15 protein-coding genes and 1 tRNA gene are annotated in these 20,393 nt (G+C 55.4%); 13 read left to right on the top strand and 3 right to left on the bottom strand.

The window, feature by feature from the left end; all coding sequences use genetic code 11:
* Positions 1–80 precede the first annotated feature (80 nt).
* Positions 81–2,441, bottom strand: a complete 2,361-nt coding sequence (ppsA, locus tag AAY24_RS07650) for a phosphoenolpyruvate synthase (protein ID WP_046859176.1) — start codon at positions 2,439–2,441, stop codon at positions 81–83.
* A 35-nt stretch (positions 2,442–2,476) separates the two neighbouring features.
* Positions 2,477–3,076, bottom strand: coding sequence for a hypothetical protein (locus tag AAY24_RS07645; protein ID WP_046859175.1), 600 nt, complete (start codon positions 3,074–3,076; stop codon positions 2,477–2,479).
* Positions 3,077–3,474: 398 nt separating this feature from the next.
* On the opposite strand from AAY24_RS07645, the gene htpG reads away from it, so the two are divergent.
* The 5 genes from htpG to AAY24_RS07620 all read left to right on the top strand — a co-directional run bounded on the left by htpG (position 3,475) and on the right by AAY24_RS07620 (position 8,233).
* On the top strand, positions 3,475–5,388 hold the full coding sequence (gene htpG / locus AAY24_RS07640; protein ID WP_046859174.1) for a molecular chaperone HtpG: 1,914 nt from the start codon (positions 3,475–3,477) through the stop codon (positions 5,386–5,388).
* A 226-nt stretch (positions 5,389–5,614) separates the two neighbouring features.
* A complete protein-coding gene (adk, locus tag AAY24_RS07635) occupies positions 5,615–6,268 on the top strand; it encodes an adenylate kinase (RefSeq protein ID WP_046859173.1) in 654 nt (217 codons plus the stop codon).
* Between the two features lie 127 nt (positions 6,269–6,395).
* Positions 6,396–6,758: a thioredoxin gene (gene trxA / locus AAY24_RS07630; protein ID WP_046859172.1), complete on the top strand. Its 363-nt coding sequence runs from the start codon at positions 6,396–6,398 to the stop codon at positions 6,756–6,758.
* Between the two features lie 278 nt (positions 6,759–7,036).
* Complete coding sequence (locus AAY24_RS07625; protein ID WP_234422262.1) at positions 7,037–7,531, top strand: DUF1249 domain-containing protein; 495 nt, start codon at positions 7,037–7,039, stop codon at positions 7,529–7,531.
* A 225-nt stretch (positions 7,532–7,756) separates the two neighbouring features.
* Positions 7,757–8,233: an Rrf2 family transcriptional regulator gene (locus tag AAY24_RS07620; RefSeq protein ID WP_063370453.1), complete on the top strand. Its 477-nt coding sequence runs from the start codon at positions 7,757–7,759 to the stop codon at positions 8,231–8,233.
* Between the two features lie 118 nt (positions 8,234–8,351).
* Here AAY24_RS07620 and AAY24_RS18485 read toward each other — a convergent pair whose 3' ends face one another.
* Entirely contained in the window at positions 8,352–10,289 is a 1,938-nt protein-coding gene (locus AAY24_RS18485; protein WP_052761128.1) for a sensor histidine kinase, read from the bottom strand.
* A 309-nt stretch (positions 10,290–10,598) separates the two neighbouring features.
* Between AAY24_RS18485 and prmB the strand changes: the two genes are divergently transcribed.
* The 8 genes from prmB to lon all read left to right on the top strand — a co-directional run bounded on the left by prmB (position 10,599) and on the right by lon (position 20,159).
* Positions 10,599–11,513 carry a 50S ribosomal protein L3 N(5)-glutamine methyltransferase gene (prmB, locus tag AAY24_RS07610; RefSeq protein WP_046859170.1) on the top strand — a complete coding sequence of 305 codons (915 nt, stop codon included), beginning with the start codon at positions 10,599–10,601 and terminating at the stop codon, positions 11,511–11,513.
* Positions 11,514–11,521: 8 nt separating this feature from the next.
* Positions 11,522–11,839, top strand: a complete 318-nt coding sequence (locus AAY24_RS07605) for a hypothetical protein (RefSeq protein WP_046859169.1) — start codon at positions 11,522–11,524, stop codon at positions 11,837–11,839.
* 2 nt (positions 11,840–11,841) lie between these two features.
* A complete protein-coding gene (gene hemN / locus AAY24_RS07600; protein WP_046859168.1) occupies positions 11,842–13,227 on the top strand; it encodes an oxygen-independent coproporphyrinogen III oxidase in 1,386 nt (461 codons plus the stop codon).
* A 200-nt stretch (positions 13,228–13,427) separates the two neighbouring features.
* A tRNA-Leu gene (locus tag AAY24_RS07595) sits at positions 13,428–13,512 on the top strand.
* 429 nt (positions 13,513–13,941) lie between these two features.
* Positions 13,942–15,267, top strand: a complete 1,326-nt coding sequence (tig, locus tag AAY24_RS07590) for a trigger factor (protein WP_046859167.1) — start codon at positions 13,942–13,944, stop codon at positions 15,265–15,267.
* Between the two features lie 26 nt (positions 15,268–15,293).
* Positions 15,294–15,932 (top strand): ATP-dependent Clp endopeptidase proteolytic subunit ClpP, encoded by a 639-nt coding sequence (gene clpP / locus AAY24_RS07585; RefSeq protein ID WP_046859166.1) that lies wholly within the window; start codon positions 15,294–15,296, stop codon positions 15,930–15,932.
* Between the two features lie 173 nt (positions 15,933–16,105).
* Complete coding sequence (gene clpX / locus AAY24_RS07580) at positions 16,106–17,377, top strand: ATP-dependent Clp protease ATP-binding subunit ClpX (RefSeq protein WP_046859165.1); 1,272 nt, start codon at positions 16,106–16,108, stop codon at positions 17,375–17,377.
* Between the two features lie 331 nt (positions 17,378–17,708).
* The gene (gene lon, locus AAY24_RS07575; protein ID WP_046859164.1) at positions 17,709–20,159 is read left to right on the top strand and encodes an endopeptidase La; all 2,451 of its coding nucleotides are present in this window, start codon (positions 17,709–17,711) and stop codon (positions 20,157–20,159) included.
* The last annotated feature ends 234 nt before the right edge of the window (positions 20,160–20,393 follow it).

Raw genomic sequence — 20,393 nt, 5'->3', positions numbered from 1 at the left:
GGAATTCAGCCGGTCAGACGAAAAAAAACCGGACGGGGAAAACCCGCCCGGTTTTGCTGTTCAGGCCTGAAAGGGTGGGGTCAGGCCTGCTGGCCCGCCATGAACAGCCAGGTGTCGATGACGGTGTCCGGGTTCAGTGAGACACTGCTGATGCCCTGCTCCAGCAGCCACTTGGCCAGATCCGGGTGATCCGAGGGGCCCTGTCCGCAGATGCCCACGTATTTGCCCTGGGCGCGGCAGGTGGCGATGGCCATGCTGAGCATCTTCATGACGGCCGGGTCCCGTTCATCAAAGCTGTGCGCTATCAGGCTGGAGTCCCGGTCCAGGCCCAGGGTGAGCTGGGTCATGTCGTTGGAGCCGATAGAGAAGCCGTCGAAATACTCCAGGAACTCCTCGGCCAGCACGGCGTTGGAGGGTAGTTCGCACATCATGATCAGGCGCAGGCCGTTCTCGCCCCGTTTCAGACCATTGGCCTCCAGGGCTTCCACCACACCTTTCGCCTCGCTCAGGGTGCGGACGAACGGAATCATGATCTCCACATTGGTGAAGCCCATCTCCTCGCGCACATATTTCAGTGCCTTGCACTCCATCTCCCAGCAGGGAGCGAAGCTCTCCGAGATGTAGCGGGAGGCGCCACGGAAACCGATCATCGGGTTCTCTTCGTCCGGTTCGTAGCGGGGGCCACCGATCAGGTTGGCGTATTCGTTCGACTTGAAGTCGGACATGCGTACGATAACCGGGCCAGGGAAGGCCGCTGCCAGGGTGGAGACGCCTTCGATGATCTTGCTGATATAGAAGTCGCTCGGGCTCTTATAGGCCGCAATGCGTGGTGCGATCTCCGCCTTCAGCTCCTCCGGTAGCGAGTCATACTCCAGCAGTGCCCGGGGGTGAATGCCGATCATGTTGTTGATAATGAACTCGAGCCGGGCCAGTCCGATTCCGGCGTTGGGAACGCTGGCAAAGTCGAATGCGCGGTCCGGATTACCCACGTTCATCATGATCTTGGTGGGGATCTCCGGCATCGCGTCCAGTTCGATGGTCTTGTATTCGAAGTCCAGTTTGCCGTCGTAGATAAAGCCGGTATCACCTTCCGCACAGGAGACGGTCACCTCCTGGCCATGGCTGATTTTCTGGGTGGCGTCGTTACAGCCCACAACAGCCGGTACGCCCAGCTCACGGGCGATGATGGCGGCGTGGCAGGTGCGTCCGCCCCGGTTGGTGACGATGGCAGCGGCACGCTTCATGATCGGCTCCCAGTCCGGATCGGTCATGTCGGTCACCAGGACGTCGCCCGGCTGTACGTCATCCATATCGTCCAGACTCATCACTACCTTGGCGGTACCTGCGCCGATCCGCGAGCCGATGGAGCGACCTTCGGTCAGCACCGGTCCCTTGCCTTTCAGTTCATAACGCTCCATGACATTGCCGCCGCGGCTCTGCACCGTCTCGGGCCGTGCCTGGACGATGTACAGCTTGCCATCGATGCCGTCCCGGGCCCACTCGATATCCATCGGCCGCTGGTAGTGCTTTTCAATGGTCATGGCCTGGCGCGCCAGCTCTTCGGCTTCGGCGTCGGTGATGGAGAACAGGTGACGCTCTTTCTCTTCCACGTCGATGATCTTGACCGGGCTGGTGCCGCCCGGGTTATAGACCATCTTGATCGCCTTGCCGCCCACATTGCGCCGGATCACAGCCGGTCGGCCGGCCGCCAGGGTGGGTTTGTGGACGTAGAATTCATCGGGGTTGACCGCACCCTGTACCACCATCTCGCCCAGGCCATAGCTGGAAGTGATAAACACGGCGTCGCGGAAACCGGATTCGGTATCCAGGGTGAACATCACGCCGGAAGCGCCGATGTCGGAACGGATCATCTTCTGGATGCCGGCGGATAGGGCCACCAGAGAGTGTTCAAAGCCCTGGTGCTCCCGATAAGCGATGGCCCGGTCATTGAACAGGGAGGCGAATACCTCGTGTATCTGGCGTTTGATGTTATCCAGCCCGGAGACGTTGAGGAAAGTCTCCTGCTGGCCGGCGAACGAGGCATCCGGCAGATCTTCCGCGGTGGCCGAGGAGCGTACTGCCCAGGTGACCTCTTCGCCGTACTCCTTGATCAGGGCGGCGTAGGCCTCGTCAATGGCATCATTGAGGGCCGGCTGAAACGGGGTGTCCATGATCCATTGCCGAATCTGGGCGCCGGTCTCGGCCAGGGCCCGCACATTATCCACGTCCAGTTTGTCCAAGGCGGCGTTGATACGGTCCGCCAGGCCATCGGTGGCGAGGTATTCCCGATAGGCGTAAGCGGTAGTGGCAAAACCCCCCGGCACCTGCACCCCCAGGTTGGACAGGTTCTGGATCATTTCACCCAGGGAGGCATTCTTGCCGCCGACATGCTCGACGTCGTCCATCCCCAGTTCGCTCAGCCATTGGACATAGTTGTTCATGATCTTCCTCGGTAAATTGCTGCAAACATAAATACTTATAGCGTTGGCATACGCCGGCTCACTTCCCTGACCCACACTAATTCGCAGGCGCCGTTGCCACTGTCTTCGCGGGTCAGTGAGCTGACCCAGTGCCAGCCGTCGGGGGCGTCCGCGCGGATAAGGTAGCCCGCAATCCGGACAACTTCACCTTCCCTGAGGCTCATTAACTCTTTTTCTACCCGCGAATCGGCCGGCACCATGTGCATATTGGCCGAATGGCTGGAGATGGCCTCTCTAGGGACAGGCAATCTCGAAGCAGACCAGTGATAAAATCGTCCGCTCTGACTGATTGATAGCTGGGAGATGACCGCGCTGTCGGACATTGGGCCCCAGCCCAGAGCCAGATCGACCGGTGAAAGATCCGACTCTCTTCCCAGGCTGTAATGCTCGATGCCCAGTATCCTGGCGTCCAGGTTGAAATCGGCCAGTGGCGTCACCTGGTAACCCTTATAGGTGAAGGGCTGAGCGCTGTCGATTTCACTCTGGTGTGGGGTATTCTTGACCAGTACCCCCGGATCATGTTCTACGGAGCGAGAATTGTAAGTCGTATAGGCCCCATAAGAGACGACAACGACAAAGAGCAGGCGCTTGAGCATGGCGATCGTGATCCGGCTTGTAGGTCGGGTGCAGTGCCGTTCTTCAGTAGTTGGCGCCAGGGCGTCGATCTGTGGCCGGTTTCGGGGTGTTCACAGTATCTAAACGCTACTCGCTTCAGGTGGGGCTGAAGTGTACGGATTTTGTCATATTTTGCAAACACAATGAGGGTCGGCGAGGCTGATTTTGCCATCACTGAAGGATGAAAAAGCGCCGTTGACCCGGAATTGCCCCGCGCGCTCCCGGTCAATCCGGCTGAATCTCAGCCAAACCCCTTGATTTTCACCGGTTTACCCTCACTATCAGTCGATGGCGAATTTCCCCTCAGTCTGGCGGGGGTTTGTGCAGCCAAACAGTGAAAAATTGTACCACTTGAAACATTATCGGAGGCGGCAACACCATGACAGTCGATGCGCACAAAGAGACATTGGAGTTTCAGGCAGAAGTGAGCCAGGTTCTCAACCTGGTGATTCGCTCCCTGTACAGTAACAAGGAGATTTTTCTGCGGGAGTTGATATCCAATGCGTCCGATGCCGCCGAAAAGCTCCGGTTTGAAGCGCTGACCGATGATGCCTTCTACGAAGGTGATTCCAATCTCAGGATCCGGGTGTCAGTGGATAAGGAGCGACGTACTGTCACCATCGAGGACAACGGTATCGGTATGAGTCGCCAGGAGGTTACCGAGACCATCGGTACCATCGCCAGCTCCGGTACCAAGAAGTTTCTGGAGGCATTGGGCAACAAAAGTGATGACTCGGCCAGCCAGAGTCAGCTGATCGGCCAGTTCGGCGTAGGTTTCTATTCCGCCTTCATCGTCGCCGACAAAGTGACCCTGGAGACCCGGCGGGCCGGTCTTGGGGCCGAGCATGGCGTGCGCTGGGAGTCCACCGGCGAGGGTGCCTACAGTATTGAAACCATCGAGAAGCCAACCCGCGGCACCAGTATCACCCTGCACCTGAATGAGGAGGAGGATGAGTTCCTGGAGAGCTATCGGCTGCGCAGCATTATCAGCAAGTTTTCCGATCACATCTCCATTCCGATTGAAATGCTCAAGGAGCAGTACGGTGCGGAAGAGAAGGAAGACGAGGAGAAGGCGGAGCCGGAGTGGGAGCAGGTCAACAAGGGCACGGCACTCTGGATGCGTAACAAGTCCGACATCACCGCCGAGGAATACAACGAGTTCTACAAGCACATCGCCCACGATTTCGAGGACCCGCTGGATCAGGTGCACAACCGGGTCGAGGGAACCAACGAATATACTTCGCTGCTGTATATCCCGTCCCGGGCGCCATTTGATCTCTGGGAGCGTGATCAGAAGCACGGGGTGAAGCTCTATGTACGCAGGGTGTTCATCATGGACGAAGCGGAAAAGCTGATGCCGCACTACCTGCGGTTTGTCAAAGGGGTGGTGGACTCCGATGATCTGCCGCTGAACGTCTCCCGGGAGCTGCTGCAGCATAACAAGAAGATTGATACTATCCGCACCGCCAGCACCAAGCGCATCCTGGGACTGCTGGAGAAGATGGCCAAGGATGAGCCGGAAAAGTATCAGAAGTTCTGGAAAGAGTTCGGTCGGGTGATGAAAGAGGGTCCGGCCGAGGATTTCGCCAACAAGGAGCGGATCGCCGGTCTGCTGCGTTTTGCCAGCACCAAGTCGGAAGGCAAGGATGAGACGGTTTCCCTGGATCAGTACCTGGAGCGGATGCAGGAGAAGCAGGAGAAGATCTACTACATCACCGCCGACAGCTATGCGGCCGCCCGTCACAGTCCGCACCTGGAGGTGTTCAAGACCAAGGATGTGGAGGTGCTACTGCTTACCGACCGGGTCGATGAGTGGCTGGTATCTCACCTGACCGAGTACAAAGGCAAGCCGCTGCAGTCTGTCGCCAAAGGGCAGCTTGATCTGGGCGATATGGAAGATAAGGAGACCCTGGAGAAAGAGGCCGAAGAGCACAAAGGACTGCTGGAGCGGGTCAAGACCGCACTGGGGGACGATGTGAAGGATGTACGGGTGAGCAGCCGCCTCACTGAATCTCCCGCTTGCCTGGTGGCCGATGAACACGACATGGGCGCCAATCTGCAGCGGGTGCTGAAGCAGCTGGGTCAGGACGCTCCGCAGACCAAGCCGATTCTTGAACTGAACCTGAAACATCCCCTGGTGGAGAAGATGGATCAGGAGCCGGATGAGGACCGTTTTGCCGATCTCTCCCGGGTGCTGTTGGATCAGGCTACCCTGGCCGAAGGTGGGCAACTGGAAGATCCCGCGTCATTTGTGCATCGCCTGAATAAGCTGATGTTGAGTCTTTCCGCCTGATTTTGGCGGTTGTGTCAGAAAAAACCCGCTGCGGTTTTACCGTCGCGGGTTTTTTTATTGTGGATTAATGGGTCGTTTGGTAGGGTTTGGTACGCTTATGTGCATTTGCAACATAAGTCTTTTATATTCATATATTTGCATACTCGAATGGTGATTGGGGGTGGCCTGTGTCAGACTCCAGCCATTCGGAATTCATTGTTACTCGGTAAACCCAAGGAGTATTTTAATGCGCGTGATTTTGCTAGGCGGTCCCGGAGCGGGAAAAGGTACCCAGGCCAATTATATTAAGGAGCGCTACAGCATTCCGCAGATCTCCACCGGCGATATGCTGCGAGCCCATGTCAAAGCGGGGACTGAGCTTGGTAAGGCGGCAAAAAAGATCATGGACGAGGGCGGCCTGGTTTCTGACGATATCATCATGGGCATGGTGAAAGAGCGGATCAGCGAAGCCGATTGTGCCAATGGTTTCCTGTTTGACGGTTTCCCCCGCACCATTCCCCAGGCTGAGGCGCTTCGGGATGCGGGCGTCATGGTGGACGCAGTGGTGGAGATTGATGTGCCGGATGAAGAGATCATTAAGCGCATGTCCGGACGTCGTGTTCATCTGGCTTCCGGTCGCACCTACCATGTCACCTTTAATCCACCCAAGGAAGCAGGCAAGGACGATATCACGGGTGAGCCACTGATCCAGCGGGATGATGACCAGGAAGAGACTGTTAAAGCGCGACTCAAGGTTTACCACGATCAGACTGAGCCGTTGATTGAATTCTACTCCAGCTGGGCGGCCAGCGGTCAGAGTGGGGCGCCGAAGCACCACAAGATTGCCGGAGTCGGCAGTGTGGAACAGATCCGGGACAGCATATTTGCGGCCCTGGACTGAGGGATTTAAAATAGGGTTGTAAAAAGCCGGTTAACGCCGGCTTTTTTTATGCCGGGATAAAATTAGTATTTATTAGTAATTAATGATATAGTTTTTTGTTAATAAATTTGTGTAAGAGGATCTTCCCGTGGCCGTCGTAGAATTGACTAAAGAGAACTTTGAAGAAACCGTAACCAACAACGACTTTGTCATTGTCGACTTCTGGGCGCCCTGGTGTGGTCCTTGCCGTTCATTCGCGCCGACCTATGAAAAAGTCTCCGAGGACCACCCCAATATCGTATTTGCCAAGGTGAATACGGAAGAGGAGCAGGAGATTGCGGGTCATTTTCAGATCCGCTCCATTCCCACCCTGATGATATTCCGTGAGAAGGTGATCATCTTCAGTCAGGCCGGGGCTTTGCCCGAGGGCGGCTTCCGCGAACTGGTTCAGAAAGCTGGTGAACTGGATATGGCAGAAGTGCATGAGCAGATAGCGAAAGAGAACGGCTGATATTCCGCGCTGTTACAGACCTGAAAGGGCCGGCTATACGCCGGCCTTTCTCTATTTTGAGCAGACGGTTTTGTGTCGGCATGGTTGGTGACTGTTGTCCGGATCAGTGACTCGTTACGAAATCGACCCGGGCCCAGGCCAACGTCAGCGCGGGCACTTGGCATGTGCGGCGATAGTCCAATCAGCGGGTGGATATTGTGGAAGTTAATCTGGTACGGTGGATGTGGAAGCCTTAGTCACGGGCATCTGTTGCTCCACAACCCAACAAGAGGAAAGGCGTGCTCCACAGACCCCACTATCCCTGGAATCTTAAGGCACTACTGTCGGGAAAACCGACGGTGGGCTGGCTCATGGATCTGTGTGAAGAAAACTATATCTACCTGACCCGGTTAGCCCCTGAAGTGCGCCATATGCAGGGCCATTACCTTTCCCATCTGGAGGGTGCAACCGATCTCTATCTGGAAGTTCTGGAGCAGACGCCCTACACCAGTCTGTTGCACCTGACCTACTATTTCACCCATGAATCGGGGCAGGCGCCCGATCCGGACGCCACCATTCGGGTCTACCATGACTCACGCCAGGCCGAGGTACTGAATCTGCAGCAGCATATCCTGCCTTTGAATCAGGGCGTGACCCGACCAACCCTCGAACAGAAGTGGCGAATCAGCCTGTTTCTTTCCAAGTGGCTTGCCTATTCAGTTCGGCAGGGTCACTGCTTTCTGCCGGAACAGGCGGTTACCGGCCCAGGTCGAAAACATCTGCTACCGGTTTGAAACCAAGTTGCTGTTCTCTTGTCTACCCCCTCATTGATCACGTTTTTTAACATGCCCGTTATGGGTTAACTGGTTGACTTTAAAGCCTTCCATCACTTGGTGGGATGCGGTCTCCGGTTCGATGTTGGGGCCGTTCTAATAAATGTTGACAATTTCCATGGGGAAATGATAGTTTTATAACCAAGTAAAGAAGTAGGTAATTATTCACCACGCGGAATTGAGATTATGAGACTATCAACCAAAGGGCGCTACGCCGTAACTGCAATGCTGGATCTGACCCTGAACGGTACAGACGGACCGGTCACCCTCGCTGAAATTTCCGAGACCCAGGGTATTTCGCTCTCTTACCTGGAGCAGCTGTTTGCGGCCCTGCGAAGCAAGCAGTTGGTTAAGGGGGTGCGTGGTCCCGGTGGCGGCTACTATCTGGGTCGTGAAGCTGATGAGATCTCCATTGCGGATATTATTTGTGCGGTGGATGAATGGGTGGAGTTCACCCGCTGTGGTGGAAACCGTGATTGCCAGGATGGTAAGCGCTGCCTGACCCATAACCTGTGGGATGATCTGAGTAATGAGATATTTTCATTCCTGCAGAGCATCACCCTGGCTGAGCTGGTGGAGCGCGGTGGCCTTAAAGAACAGGGGTGTCGGAAGAAACAGGGTAACGATACGGTTATGCCGTCAACGGATACCGCGGCGGCCTGAAGTAGTTAGCCGGATTACCCGCTGTGCGCGTTGTTATGAAGGGCTACCCGCAGGGGTAGCCCTTTTTAGTTTGTATTGATTGACTCCGCTCGGCCGCCGGAAGAGGTGGTTCAGGGTGTTATGCCAGGGGCATCAGCAGGGTGACTGTGGTTCCCTGTCGCTCCCCGGAGCTGATGGTGATGTCACCCCCGTGTGCTTCAACGATGCGTTTGACAATGCTGAGACCCAATCCGGTGCCGTGTGTTTTGGTGGTGAAGAAGGGATTGAACAGTTGCGCCAGATGTTCCTCCTTAATAGGTTCTCCCCGGTTTGTGACACTGATTCTGAGGGAGCGGCTGGCCAGCTCCTTCTCCACCTGCCATAGGATGGATTCGCCATGATCGGCTGCGTCGCAGGCGTTTTTTGCCAGGTTGAGGAAAATCTGTACCAATCGATCCGGGTCACCCAGTATGGTCATGTCGCTGTCAGGTGCAATCAGTTCAAATCGCTGCTGCTTCTCCTCCACCATGGCATGGTGGGCCTCGAACAGCCGGTTCAGCAGCTGTTTCAGGTCGACCTGCTGCAGTCTTAACTGGAGCGGTTTGGCATACAGCAGTATCTCCTCCAGTAGTCGTGCCATTCGGGTTGCTTCCCGCTTCGCCAGTTCAGCTCTTTTGTTGGCAGATCCGGGCAGATCGGTCTCCTGGAAATAGTCCAGCGCCATGCTGATAGTGGAGAGCGGGCTGCGGATTTCATGGGCGATCCCGGAGGCAAAGCTGCCAATGGCGGCCAGCCGGTTGTGCTCCGCCAGGCGTACCGTGCGACCAAAGCTGTGAGTGATCAGACCGGCGATATTAGTCAGTAGCTCCAGGTGTTCCGGGGTATAGGTGTCTGTCTTGCAGGTGCCAAAAGCGAGAATTCCGGGAATCGGGCTGGCATCGGTAATGGGCAGAAAAATGGCATCCCGGATGCCCTCTGCAAACAGGTGATTGAGAAACTGGTATTCAGGGTTGACCACAGTGGAGGACATGTCAGGTATGTGCAGGGGCTCGCCCGATTCCAATGCCTTGAGCAGCAGGGTGTTTCTCAGGGAGTAACGGGTTCTCGGGGAGATTTCCGGTTGTCCGTTCCGGTAGCTACCCTCCAGCACCATGGTGTTGTTGTCGCAGGTGACAAAGAGCGCGCCCACCCAGTCGAGTGGCAGTAGGGCGGAGAATTCGTTGGCCACAAAACCGAGTATCTCGTTCAGGTCCGAGCCTTGCTGTATCCGGTCAATCAGTCGAAACAGGCTGTGCAGACGTAGGGACAGGAGATTGAACGAACGGGTCATCAGGGCCAACTCGTTGTCGCCCGCGATAGGGACCTGGTAACCAAAATCACCCTGAGTTACCTTCTGAAAGCCGTCAACTGCGTGTCGCAGCGGTTTTAATACCACCAGGTAAAACCAGGCGAATACACCGATAGTGATCAGCACGGCCGTAAACAGCAGACTGATGTGCAGCTGGTAGACATGGGTCAGTCGCTGCTTGGTCTGCTGCTGAATACGGTTGTGCAGAATGTTGATGGAAGCGACCAGGGGGGCATGGTAGCCGGTGATATAGAGTGCGGCTTCTTTCAGGTGCGGCATGCCAGTGCTTTCATCCAGGGCATCTTTAATGCCGTCCCGAAACTCTTGCCAGACCTCTTCCACTGCCGATACCGCCTGTTTTGTGGCCGGCATCAGGCTGGGGCGGAAGTATTCGCCGATCTCGGTAAGGGCGGGGGGGAATTCAGCCATCATGAAGCTGTTGGTCATGGTGTCGAGTATTTTCATCTGATCGTGCATGGCCCGGTAGTAGAGTTTAACGTCACGATCGTAGCTGCTGCTGTCCTGCGGGACATTGATGGCGTAGTTCATGCCCAGGGAAACCAGATTCTGTGCTGTCTGCTCCAGTCGGGAGGTGATATTCAGCAGGGTGTTGTAGCTCTGTTGCTCATTCAGGGCCATCATACTCATGCTGAACAGGGTTCCGAACAGCAGCATAATCAGTACTAGCGCTGCCCCAATCTGGGTTTTAAGCATTTTGAATATTTTCATGGGATCCGACGGTTTCCATTTTCCGATCTATACAGCATATAGCACGCGTTCCCCTGGGGTAACTGTCGGCCAAACCGGCTGATTGCCTGGCTTTGCCGGATCACTGGCTAGGCGATTTTTGCTTGGTGTCGAAGATAGAGACCCGGATATGGGGTTGTGGATTTCATCCGGTTGGATGTTTCTGCCAGGACAGGAGGCGGCCCGATTGTAACCCCGGCATGAAGCCTGTGTGCGGGTTGTGAATGGCTGCCGATTCCAGCGGTAAAGCAAATAGGCTATCATTCGTGATCTTCTGTTTGTGGTCCCGACATGTCTGATGCGATTGAAAATCTGAATACGCTGAGGGATTTTATCCGCTGGGGCGCCAGTCGGTTTACCGAGGCCGGTCTCTACTTTGGTCACGGGACCGATAATCCTTTTGATGAGGCGATCAGACTGACCCTGTACGCCCTCTATCTGCCCCAGGATCTGCCGCCGGCCTACCTGGATGCCGCACTTACTCCAGGGGAGAAAGAGCGGGTATGCGAGCTGTTTCAGGAGCGCATCGTACGCCGTGTACCAGCAGCCTACCTGACTCACGAGGCGACTTTTGCCGGGCTGGATTTCTATATCAATGATCAGGTGCTGGTACCCCGGTCTCCGATTGCTGAACTGATCGAGACCCAATTCCAACCCTGGGTCCAGCCGGAGGCGGTGAGCCGGGTGCTGGACCTCTGCACCGGCAGTGGTTGTATCGCTATCGGCTGCGCCTATGCGTTTGAAGAGGCGGATGTGGACGCGGTGGATATCTCGCCAGAGGCGCTGGAAGTGGCATCGATCAATATCGAACGCCATGACCTGGAGGGACGGGTGGAGGCGATCAGGTCTGATCTGTTTGACGGTCTGCATGGGCGCCATTACGACATTATTGTGAGTAATCCGCCCTATGTGGGGCGGGAAGAGATGGAGAGCCTGCCGGACGAATACCATCGGGAGCCGGCACTGGGGCTGGCGGCCGGAGAGGATGGGCTGGATATCGCCTGCCGTATTCTTCAGGAGGCTTCCGACTACCTGGAGCCGGACGGCATTCTGGTTGTTGAGGTGGGTAACAGCGACTACGCGCTGGTTGAACGTTTCCCCGATGTGCCATTCCTCTGGCTGGACTTTGAACGGGGTGGTCACGGGGTGTTCCTGCTGACTGCCGAGCAACTCAATGAATATCAAGAAGTGTTTGATGAAGGATAGGCGATAACATGGCAATACAACGTGCGCGCACTGCGCAAGAGTATGCAGAGTGGGTCAAGCAGGCCAAATTCGAAGTGGGTGATCTGAAAGAGTGTCTGCTGTATGAGATGGAGGAGATGGTCAATTTCCCCGCTTATCTGGAACCCCTCGAGCGGGGTATCGGACAGCTCTACGAGTCCATGTGTAATGGTACCTATGCCTTCGGGCGTGAGGATCTCCCTTTTATGGAAGTGGCTAACCGTCACGGCGACGAGATCCCTTTCCATATACTGCTGCAGCAGATCAACGAAACCCATCGTCGGGGTCTCGACGTGGGTGAGGACTAATCATGGATCAATCACTGGTTTTTGATCTGGAGCTGATCAATAAGTACGACTACTCCGGGCCCAGGTATACTTCCTATCCCACCGCTCCCCAGTTCCACGAAGGCTTTGGCGAAGCCGAGTATCGGGCGGCGGCCTCTGCCACCAATGAGCAGGGCGGGCCCCTGTCGCTCTATTTCCATATCCCGTTCTGCGACACTATCTGCTTCTACTGCGCCTGTAACAAGATCGCCACCAAGGATCGCAGTATGGCTGCCACCTACCTGGACCGGGTTTACCAGGAGATCGCCATGCAGGGCGCGATCTTTGACAAGAGCCGGGTGGTGGAGCAGCTGCACTGGGGCGGCGGTACCCCGACCTTCATCAGTCATAAGGAGATGCAGGAGCTGATGCGGGTGACCGGCGAGCACTTTACCCTGGCCGACGATGACAAGGGTGAGTACTCCATTGAGATCGACCCCCGTGAGGCGACCGCGGAGACGATCCGTACCCTGCGTGAAGTGGGTTTCAACCGCCTCAGCCTGGGGGTGCAGGATCTGGATGACCGGGTACAGAAGGCGGTCAACCGCATCCAGTCCGAGGCCGAGACCATGGCGGTGCTGGAAGCGGCCCGCAGCAACAATTTCCGCTCGGTCAGTATCGATCTTATCTACGGCCTGCCATTCCAGACGGTTGAAAGCTTTACCAAGACCCTGGATCGGGTGATCGAGGTGGGGCCGGACCGTTTATCGGTGTTCAACTATGCCCATCTGCCGGAACTGTTCAAACCCCAGCGCCGCATCCATGCTGATGATCTGCCGGCCCCCCAGGTGAAACTGGATATCCTGCAGATGACTATCGATCACCTGACCAGTGCGGGCTACGTCTACATTGGCATGGATCACTTTGCCCGTCCGGACGACGAGTTGGCGGTAGCACAGCGGGAAGGGACGCTCTATCGTAATTTCCAGGGCTACTCCACCCACTCCGATTGCGATCTGGTGGCCCTGGGTGTGACCTCCATCGGCATGGTGGGTAATACCTACAGCCAGAATGCGCGCGGGCTGGATGACTATTATGGCGCCATCGATGCCGGCAAACTGGCGGTGTTCCGGGGCATTGAGCTGACCCGGGATGACCTGATCCGGCGCGATGTGATTACCCGCCTGATCTGCAACTTTGTGCTGGATTTCTCTGCGGTGGAACAGACCTGGGGTATTCAGTTCAGTGACTATTTCGCCGCGGAACTGGCGCGCTTGCCGGGCATGGAGGCCGATGGCCTGATCCAGATGGATGATGCCGGCGTCAGGGTGCTGCCCCGGGGGCGCCTGCTGATCCGTAATATCTGCATGGCTTTCGATCGTTACCTGTCGGCAGGTGTACAGCAGAAAAACTTCTCCAAGGTGATCTGATTCAAGATGACTGTCCAGCCTCATGGGCGGGCTGGACAGCGCCGCTGTTGTAACCGGCGATGTCTGGTTTCAGTCTGCACACTCTCTCATTTGGCCGGCTGACAGTACATGACCGTAGCGGTTGATCTGATCAGAACGTGTGCCGACGCTCTGATCAATTGACCTGCCCCGCGAGCGGTCTCTATAATCAGCCCCCACATGCCGTCCTGGTGGAATTGGTAGACACGCCAGATTTAGGTTCTGGTACCGCAAGGTGTGGGAGTTCAAGTCTCCCGGACGGCACCATTCTCACAATTGAGCGCCCTTTCCCGGTCTCAGGTTCCTGCCCAGGACGATCAATTCAGAACGTGTCCATATGTTCACAGTTGCCTGTATTGCCGTATCAGGACAGATGTCCCGCCGTGCCAGTCGTTCACGATCCGGTGAAGACGACAAAATGCGCTTTAATAGTGGTTGTTTTTAGGTACAATAACCGGCTAATTTGCCAATGGCAGCGTGCTTTTTGGTACCAACAGTAGCTACCTAATGGATTGATTTACATGGGGTTGGTGGCAATTTTCTGAGTTTGGCAGGTAGGTTTGAAAGGCCCGGATTTTTCAGTCCCGGGCCGGTTATCTGCCCTGAATGGGGCGAGTTTTCGGTTGCTGCGTCAGTGGTAGCCACTTTTAACTTAAGACAGAGGAATGGCAGCAAATACTGCCAGAAGAGGTTTTCATGCAAGTTTCGGTTGAATCGAGTGAAGGGCTTGAGCGTCGTATGACAGTTGAACTCCCCGCTGAGAAAGTAAATCAGGCGGTGGAGAAGCGACTGAAAGAGATTGCGCGGACCGTCAGGTTGGACGGTTTTCGCCCTGGCAAGGTACCTCTGTCAGTAGTGCGCAAGCGTTTTTCCAACGATGCCAAGCAGGAAGTGTTTGGTGATCTGGTGCAGTCCAGCTATTTTGAAGCACTGATGCAGGAGAAGCTCAATCCTGCCGGCGAGCCCTCTATCGAGCCAGTCGAAAAGGCAGCGGATGAAGGGCTGGCCTACGTGGCGGTATTTGAAGTAATGCCGGAGGTTTCTCTCAACCCCCTCGGCGACGCGACAGTGCAGCGCCCCGTGGTTGAGGTGACCGATGATGATCTGAACAACATGGTGGAGAAACTGCGCAAGCAACGGGTGACCTGGAGTGAGGTTGATCGTGCTGCGCAGGAAGGTGATCAGGTGACGGTCAATTTCAAAGGCTATATCGATGGCGAAGCTTTTGAAGGTGGTTCGGCAGACGGCGTACCCCTGGAGTTGGGTTCCCACGGGATGATTGAGGGTTTTGAAGAGGGCTTGGTCGGCGCCAAGGCCGGTGAATCCCGCACCCTGGAACTGACCTTCCCCGAGGATTACCGCGCCGAGCATCTGGCTGGCAAACCCGCCAAGTTCGAGGTTGAGGTGACCAAGGTCTCCGAATCGGTATTACCCGAAGTTAATGAGGAGTTCATCAAGGCCTTCGGCATCAAGGAAGATGGTGTGGAGGGATTCTACAGAGAGATCCGGGCCAATATGACTCGTGAGCTTGAAGACAAGATCCGCAACCAGGTCAAGGAGCAGGCCATGGATGCGCTGCTGGAGGCGAATAAGCTGGATGTGCCGAAAGCATTGGTCAAGCGGGAAGCAGAGGTGTTGCTGCAGCAGACCAAGGCCAACCTGGCCCAGGGTGGCCAGGGAAACAACATTAATCTGCCGGTTGAGTTGTTTGAGGACCAGGCCAAGAAACGTGTTACTCTTGGGCTTATAATTGCCGAGGTGGTAAGCAGTAATAGTATCGAGGTTGATGAGGATCGGGTACGTCAGCGGATCGAAGAGTTTGCCCAGACTTACGAAGAGCCTCAGCAGGTTATCGATTACTACTATGGCAATAAGGAGCAGCTTTCGGGTATCCAGAATCTGGTTCTAGAGGACCAGGTGGTTGATTGGGTGCTGGATCAGGTCAAGGTTGAGGATGTCACCAAGACCTTTGATGAGGTGATGAATCCGGCAGCCCCTGATGCGGAAGCGGCAGACGAATAAAGGCAGGATATAAGGATCAATTCAGTATGACCGACTTACGAAAAACAGGCGGATTGGATGCAACAAATCTGGGATTGATTCCCATGGTGGTCGAGCAGACCTCCCGTGGAGAACGCTCCTACGATATCTACTCGCGGCTGCTCAAGGAGCGGGTGATTTTTCTGGTCGGTCAGGTGGAAGACAACATGGCCAACCTGATTGTGGCCCAGTTGCTTTTCCTGGAGTCTGAGAATCCGGATAAGGATATCCACATCTATATCAACTCTCCGGGTGGCTCCGTGAGTGCCGGTCTGGCAATCTATGACACCATGCAGTTTGTAAAGCCCCATGTCAGTACCATGTGTATCGGCCAGGCGGCCAGCATGGGGGCATTACTGCTGGCCGGGGGTGAGAAAGGCAAACGCTACTGCCTGCCCAACTCCCGGATGATGATCCACCAGCCCTTGGGCGGCTTCCAGGGTCAGGCAACGGATATCGAGATCCACGCCAAGGAGATCCTTCTGCTGCGTGATCGGCTGAATCAGATAATGGCGACCCACACCGGTCAGTCCCTTGAGACCATCAGTCAAGATACTGATCGGGACAACTTCATGAGTGGCGAGGATGCAGTCGCCTATGGACTGATTGATCAGGTACTGAGTCGTCGTCCCTCTGCCACTGAGTAAATAGCGCTATTAACCCGCTGTTTTATTTGATAAATTTAGATATATTCCAGCAACTCCCCAAGCTATTGAGCAAATGGGATTACCTGTTGAGGGGTTGTAATGAAGCTCGATCGGCTTTATACATTGATCTATGAGTAAGAGCGGATTGACCGAAATACCGAGAGGATGGGTTCATGGGTGATGACAAGACAAGAGGCGATGACGGCAAATTGCTTTATTGCTCTTTCTGCGGAAAGAGCCAGCATGAAGTTCGTAAGCTGATCGCCGGCCCATCAGTATTCATCTGTGATGAATGTGTTGAGTTATGTAACGATATTATTCGTGAGGAGATGCAGGAAGGCGGTGTGGAAACCGCTGGAAAACTGCCCAAGCCCCACGAACTGAGTGCCTTGCTGGATCAATACGTAATTGGTCAGGCCCGGGCAAAGAAAGTGCTGTCGGTTGCTGTGTATAACCACTATAAGCGGCTTGATACCAGCAGAAACAAGGATGAGGTGGAGATTGCCAAGAGCAATATTCTGCTGATAGGCCCGACCGGTTCCGGTAAGACCCTGCTGGCTGAAACTCTGGCGCGCATGCTCAATGTGCCTTTCACCATCGCGGATGCCACAACGCTCACCGAAGCGGGCTATGTGGGTGAGGACGTCGAAAATATCATTCAGAAGCTGTTGCAGAAGTGCGATTACGACGTCGAAAAGGCCCAGACCGGTATTGTCTACATCGATGAAATCGATAAGATTTCCCGTAAATCCGATAATCCTTCCATTACCCGTGATGTCTCGGGTGAGGGCGTACAGCAGGCGCTGCTGAAGCTGATCGAAGGCACGGTCGCCTCGGTCCCGCCCCAGGGTGGCCGCAAGCATCCCCAGCAGGAGTTTCTGCAGGTCGATACCTCCAATATCCTGTTCGTGGTTGGGGGCGCCTTCGCCGGTCTGGACAAGGTGATCCGCAACCGCTCCGAGAAGGGTGGGATTGGTTTCTCAGCCGAAGTACACAGCAAGGATGTATCCCGCAAGGTGGGCGAGATCCTGACCAATGTGGAACCGGAGGATCTGATCCAGTACGGCCTGATTCCAGAATTTGTCGGCCGGTTACCGGTCGTGGCTACGCTTGAGGAGCTGGACGAAGAGGCATTGGTACGGATTCTGACAGAACCCAAGAATGCATTGGTGAAACAGTATCATCGGCTGTTTGATATGGAAGACTGCGAGCTGGAGTTCCGGCCGGATGCCCTGTCTGCGATCGCACGCAAGGCGATGGAGCGGAAAACCGGTGCACGTGGTCTGCGAACCATTATGGAGCAGGTGCTGCTGGATACCATGTACGACCTGCCATCGCTGGAGAATGTCTCCAAGGTGGTGGTGGACGAGGCGGTCATCACCGGCGAATCGGATCCGTACATCATCTATGAAGGTGGTGAGCAAAAGATGGTTGCCGCTGACTGAACGGTGCAAACTGATGGCGGCGGGGTGCCGAGGCATCCTGTCCGCGGCATGGAAACCGCTGGTCGGCCTGGCTGCACAGCGGTTTTTTTCTGTCCAGGGTATGCCTGGGCTCTTGCTTGGGCAGTGCCGGGGGTCGGGTGCCGGTTATTACCCTACAAAGCGCACTGCCGAATAACTTGAAATATTTCGTTTAAGCCCCCACCATCCCATGAACGGCAGGATTTTCATTGCCGCCACCAATTCAGCACTATTGGGTAATTGGTCAGATTGACGGGCCACTGTCTTGCTGACTTGTATCAGCCAATAGGCCGCAACAGAAGGAGTACCCTGCATGGGTCAAGAAGAGCTAAACAATCCCCGTACCACTGGTTCCAGTGCCGTAATTCCTGTACTCCCGTTACGGGATGTAGTGGTCTATCCGCACATGGTCATTCCCCTCTTTGTGGGCCGTGAGAAGTCGATCAGGGCACTGGATGCCGCGATGCGGGAGGATAAGCAGATTATCCTGGTGGCACAAAAGAGTGCCGAGACGGATGAGCCTGCGGTTGCGGATATGCATCAGGTCGGTACGCTGGCGAATATTCTGCAACTCCTGAAACTGCCGGATGGCACGGTAAAGGTGTTGGTTGAGGGCGGTTCCCGCTCGAAACTTACCGAGATTTCTGAGACCGACGGCTATTTCTCCGCAGAGTTCTCCCCGATAGAGGATATCACCCCGGATGATGAACGGGAGCTTGAGGTGCTGATGCGTTCAGCAATTGCGCTGTTCGATCAGTACGTGAAGCTGAATAAAAAGATCCCCCCCGAGGTGCTCACCTCCCTCTCCAGTATCGAATCACCCAGCAGGCTGGCAGATACCATGGCTGCTCACATGTCACTGAAGCTGGATGAAAAGCAGAGTGTGCTGGAGATGGCCAATATCGGTGAAAGGCTTGAGCACCTGATGAGCCTGATGGAGGCTGAAAACGACCTGCTGCAGATGGAGAAGCGAATTCGTGGTCGGGTCAAGCGCCAGATGGAGAAGAACCAGCGTGAGTACTATCTGAATGAGCAGATGAAGGCCATTCAGAAAGAGTTGGGTGAAATGGACGAAGCACCCAACGAGATTGAGGATCTGGAGAATCGTATTGAGTCCGCTGGTATGCCGAAAGAAGCCAAGGCGAAGGCGGTGGCGGAATTGAATAAACTGAAGCTGATGTCGCCCATGTCCGCTGAGGCATCGGTGGTCAGAAACTACATCGACACCTTGGTCAATGTGCCGTGGAAGAAGCGAAGCAAGATTCGTAATGACCTGAAAGCAGCGGAAGATGTACTGGAAAAGGATCACTACGGCCTGGAGAAGGTTAAGGAGCGGATTATCGAGTACCTGGCGGTTCAGCAACGGGTACGGAAACTGAAAGGCCCCATTCTCTGCCTGGTGGGCCCTCCGGGCGTCGGTAAGACCTCGGTTGGACAATCCATTGCACGGGCCACTAACCGGAAATTCATCCGTATGGCCCTGGGTGGTGTGCGGGACGAGGCGGAGATCCGCGGCCATCGCCGCACCTATATCGGTGCACTGCCTGGCAAGATTATCCAGAACCTCTCCAAGATCGGCACCCGGAATCCACTCTTCCTGCTCGACGAGATCGACAAGATGGCCATGGACTTCCGTGGCGATCCGGCATCCGCGCTGCTTGAAGTGCTCGATCCGGAGCAGAATCACACCTTTGCCGATCACTATCTGGAAGTGGATTTCGATCTCTCCGAGGTGATGTTTGTCGCTACAGCCAACACGTTGAACGTGCCGGCGGCCCTGTTGGATCGTATGGAAGTGATACGTCTGTCCGGCTATACCGAGGACGAGAAAGTCAATATCGCCATGCGTTACCTGGTGCCCAAGCAGATAGAGAACAATGGCCTGAAGGCCACTGAAATCGTCTTCAGAGAGGCCTGTATCCGCGACATCATCCGCTACTACACCCGTGAAGCGGGGGTGCGTAACCTGGAGCGGGAGATATCCAAGATCTGCCGAAAGGTAGTCAAGGAGATTCTGCTGACCAAGTCAGAGAAGAAGATGACCATTACCCCTTCCAGCCTGGACAAATACCTGGGTGTGAAGCGTTTCCGTTACGGCGAGGTGGAAGATTACGATCAGGTTGGCCAGGTAACCGGTCTGGCATGGACTGAGGTGGGTGGTGAACTGCTGAAGATTGAGACGGCGCTGGTGCCGGGAAAGGGTCGACTGACCCATACCGGACAGTTGGGTGACGTTATGCAGGAGTCTATCCAGGCGGCCATGACCGTGGTCAGAAGTCGGGCTGCGGCACTGGGGATCGAGAACGATTTCTATCAGAAACTGGATGTACACGTCCACGTACCGGAAGGGGCTACGCCGAAGGATGGTCCCAGTGCCGGTATCGGCATGTGTACTTGCCTGGTTTCTGCCTTGACAGAGATCCCGGTCAGGGCGGATGTGGCGATGACCGGTGAAATTACCCTGAGGGGCGAAGTGCTGCCGATTGGTGGACTGAAAGAGAAGTTGCTGGCCGCGCACCGTGGCGGTATCAAGACGGTCATCATACCTGAAGAGAATGAGCGTGACCTGGTGGAAATCCCCAAGAATATCAAGCAGAACCTGGAGATTATCCCGGTTCGCTGGATTGAGCAGGCGTTGGAGATTGCCCTGACCCATATGCCGACGCCACTGCAGGAGTCGGGTGATCTGGCTGAGGTTCCTAAAAGTAAACCCCGTACCACCAAAAAGAGTGTGAAGAAGGGTGGCGGTCTGACGCGACACTGATTCATGGTAGTAACTTGTTGGTCCGTGCCATAATCGTTGTCAGGTACGATTTGGCGGGCCCGGGTGGTGGTTTTTCAACCTGCCGATCTGTGTGAACGGACGAGATAGGTGTCCGGTCGCGCAGGTCGGCTCTCTCATTACTGGCCATGCCAGAGGTGAATCGGGCGTCGATTCCTCTGGAAACCGCATTAAATTAGGCTTTTGGGATGAGTTAGCTTGACACTTCTTCGGGGC

Source organism: Sedimenticola thiotaurini (assembly GCF_001007875.1).
GTDB lineage: Bacteria > Pseudomonadota > Gammaproteobacteria > Chromatiales > Chromatiaceae > Sedimenticola > Sedimenticola thiotaurini.
The sequence above is the reverse complement of the archived record's forward strand: the minus strand, read 5'-3'. Positions and strand labels throughout refer to the sequence as shown.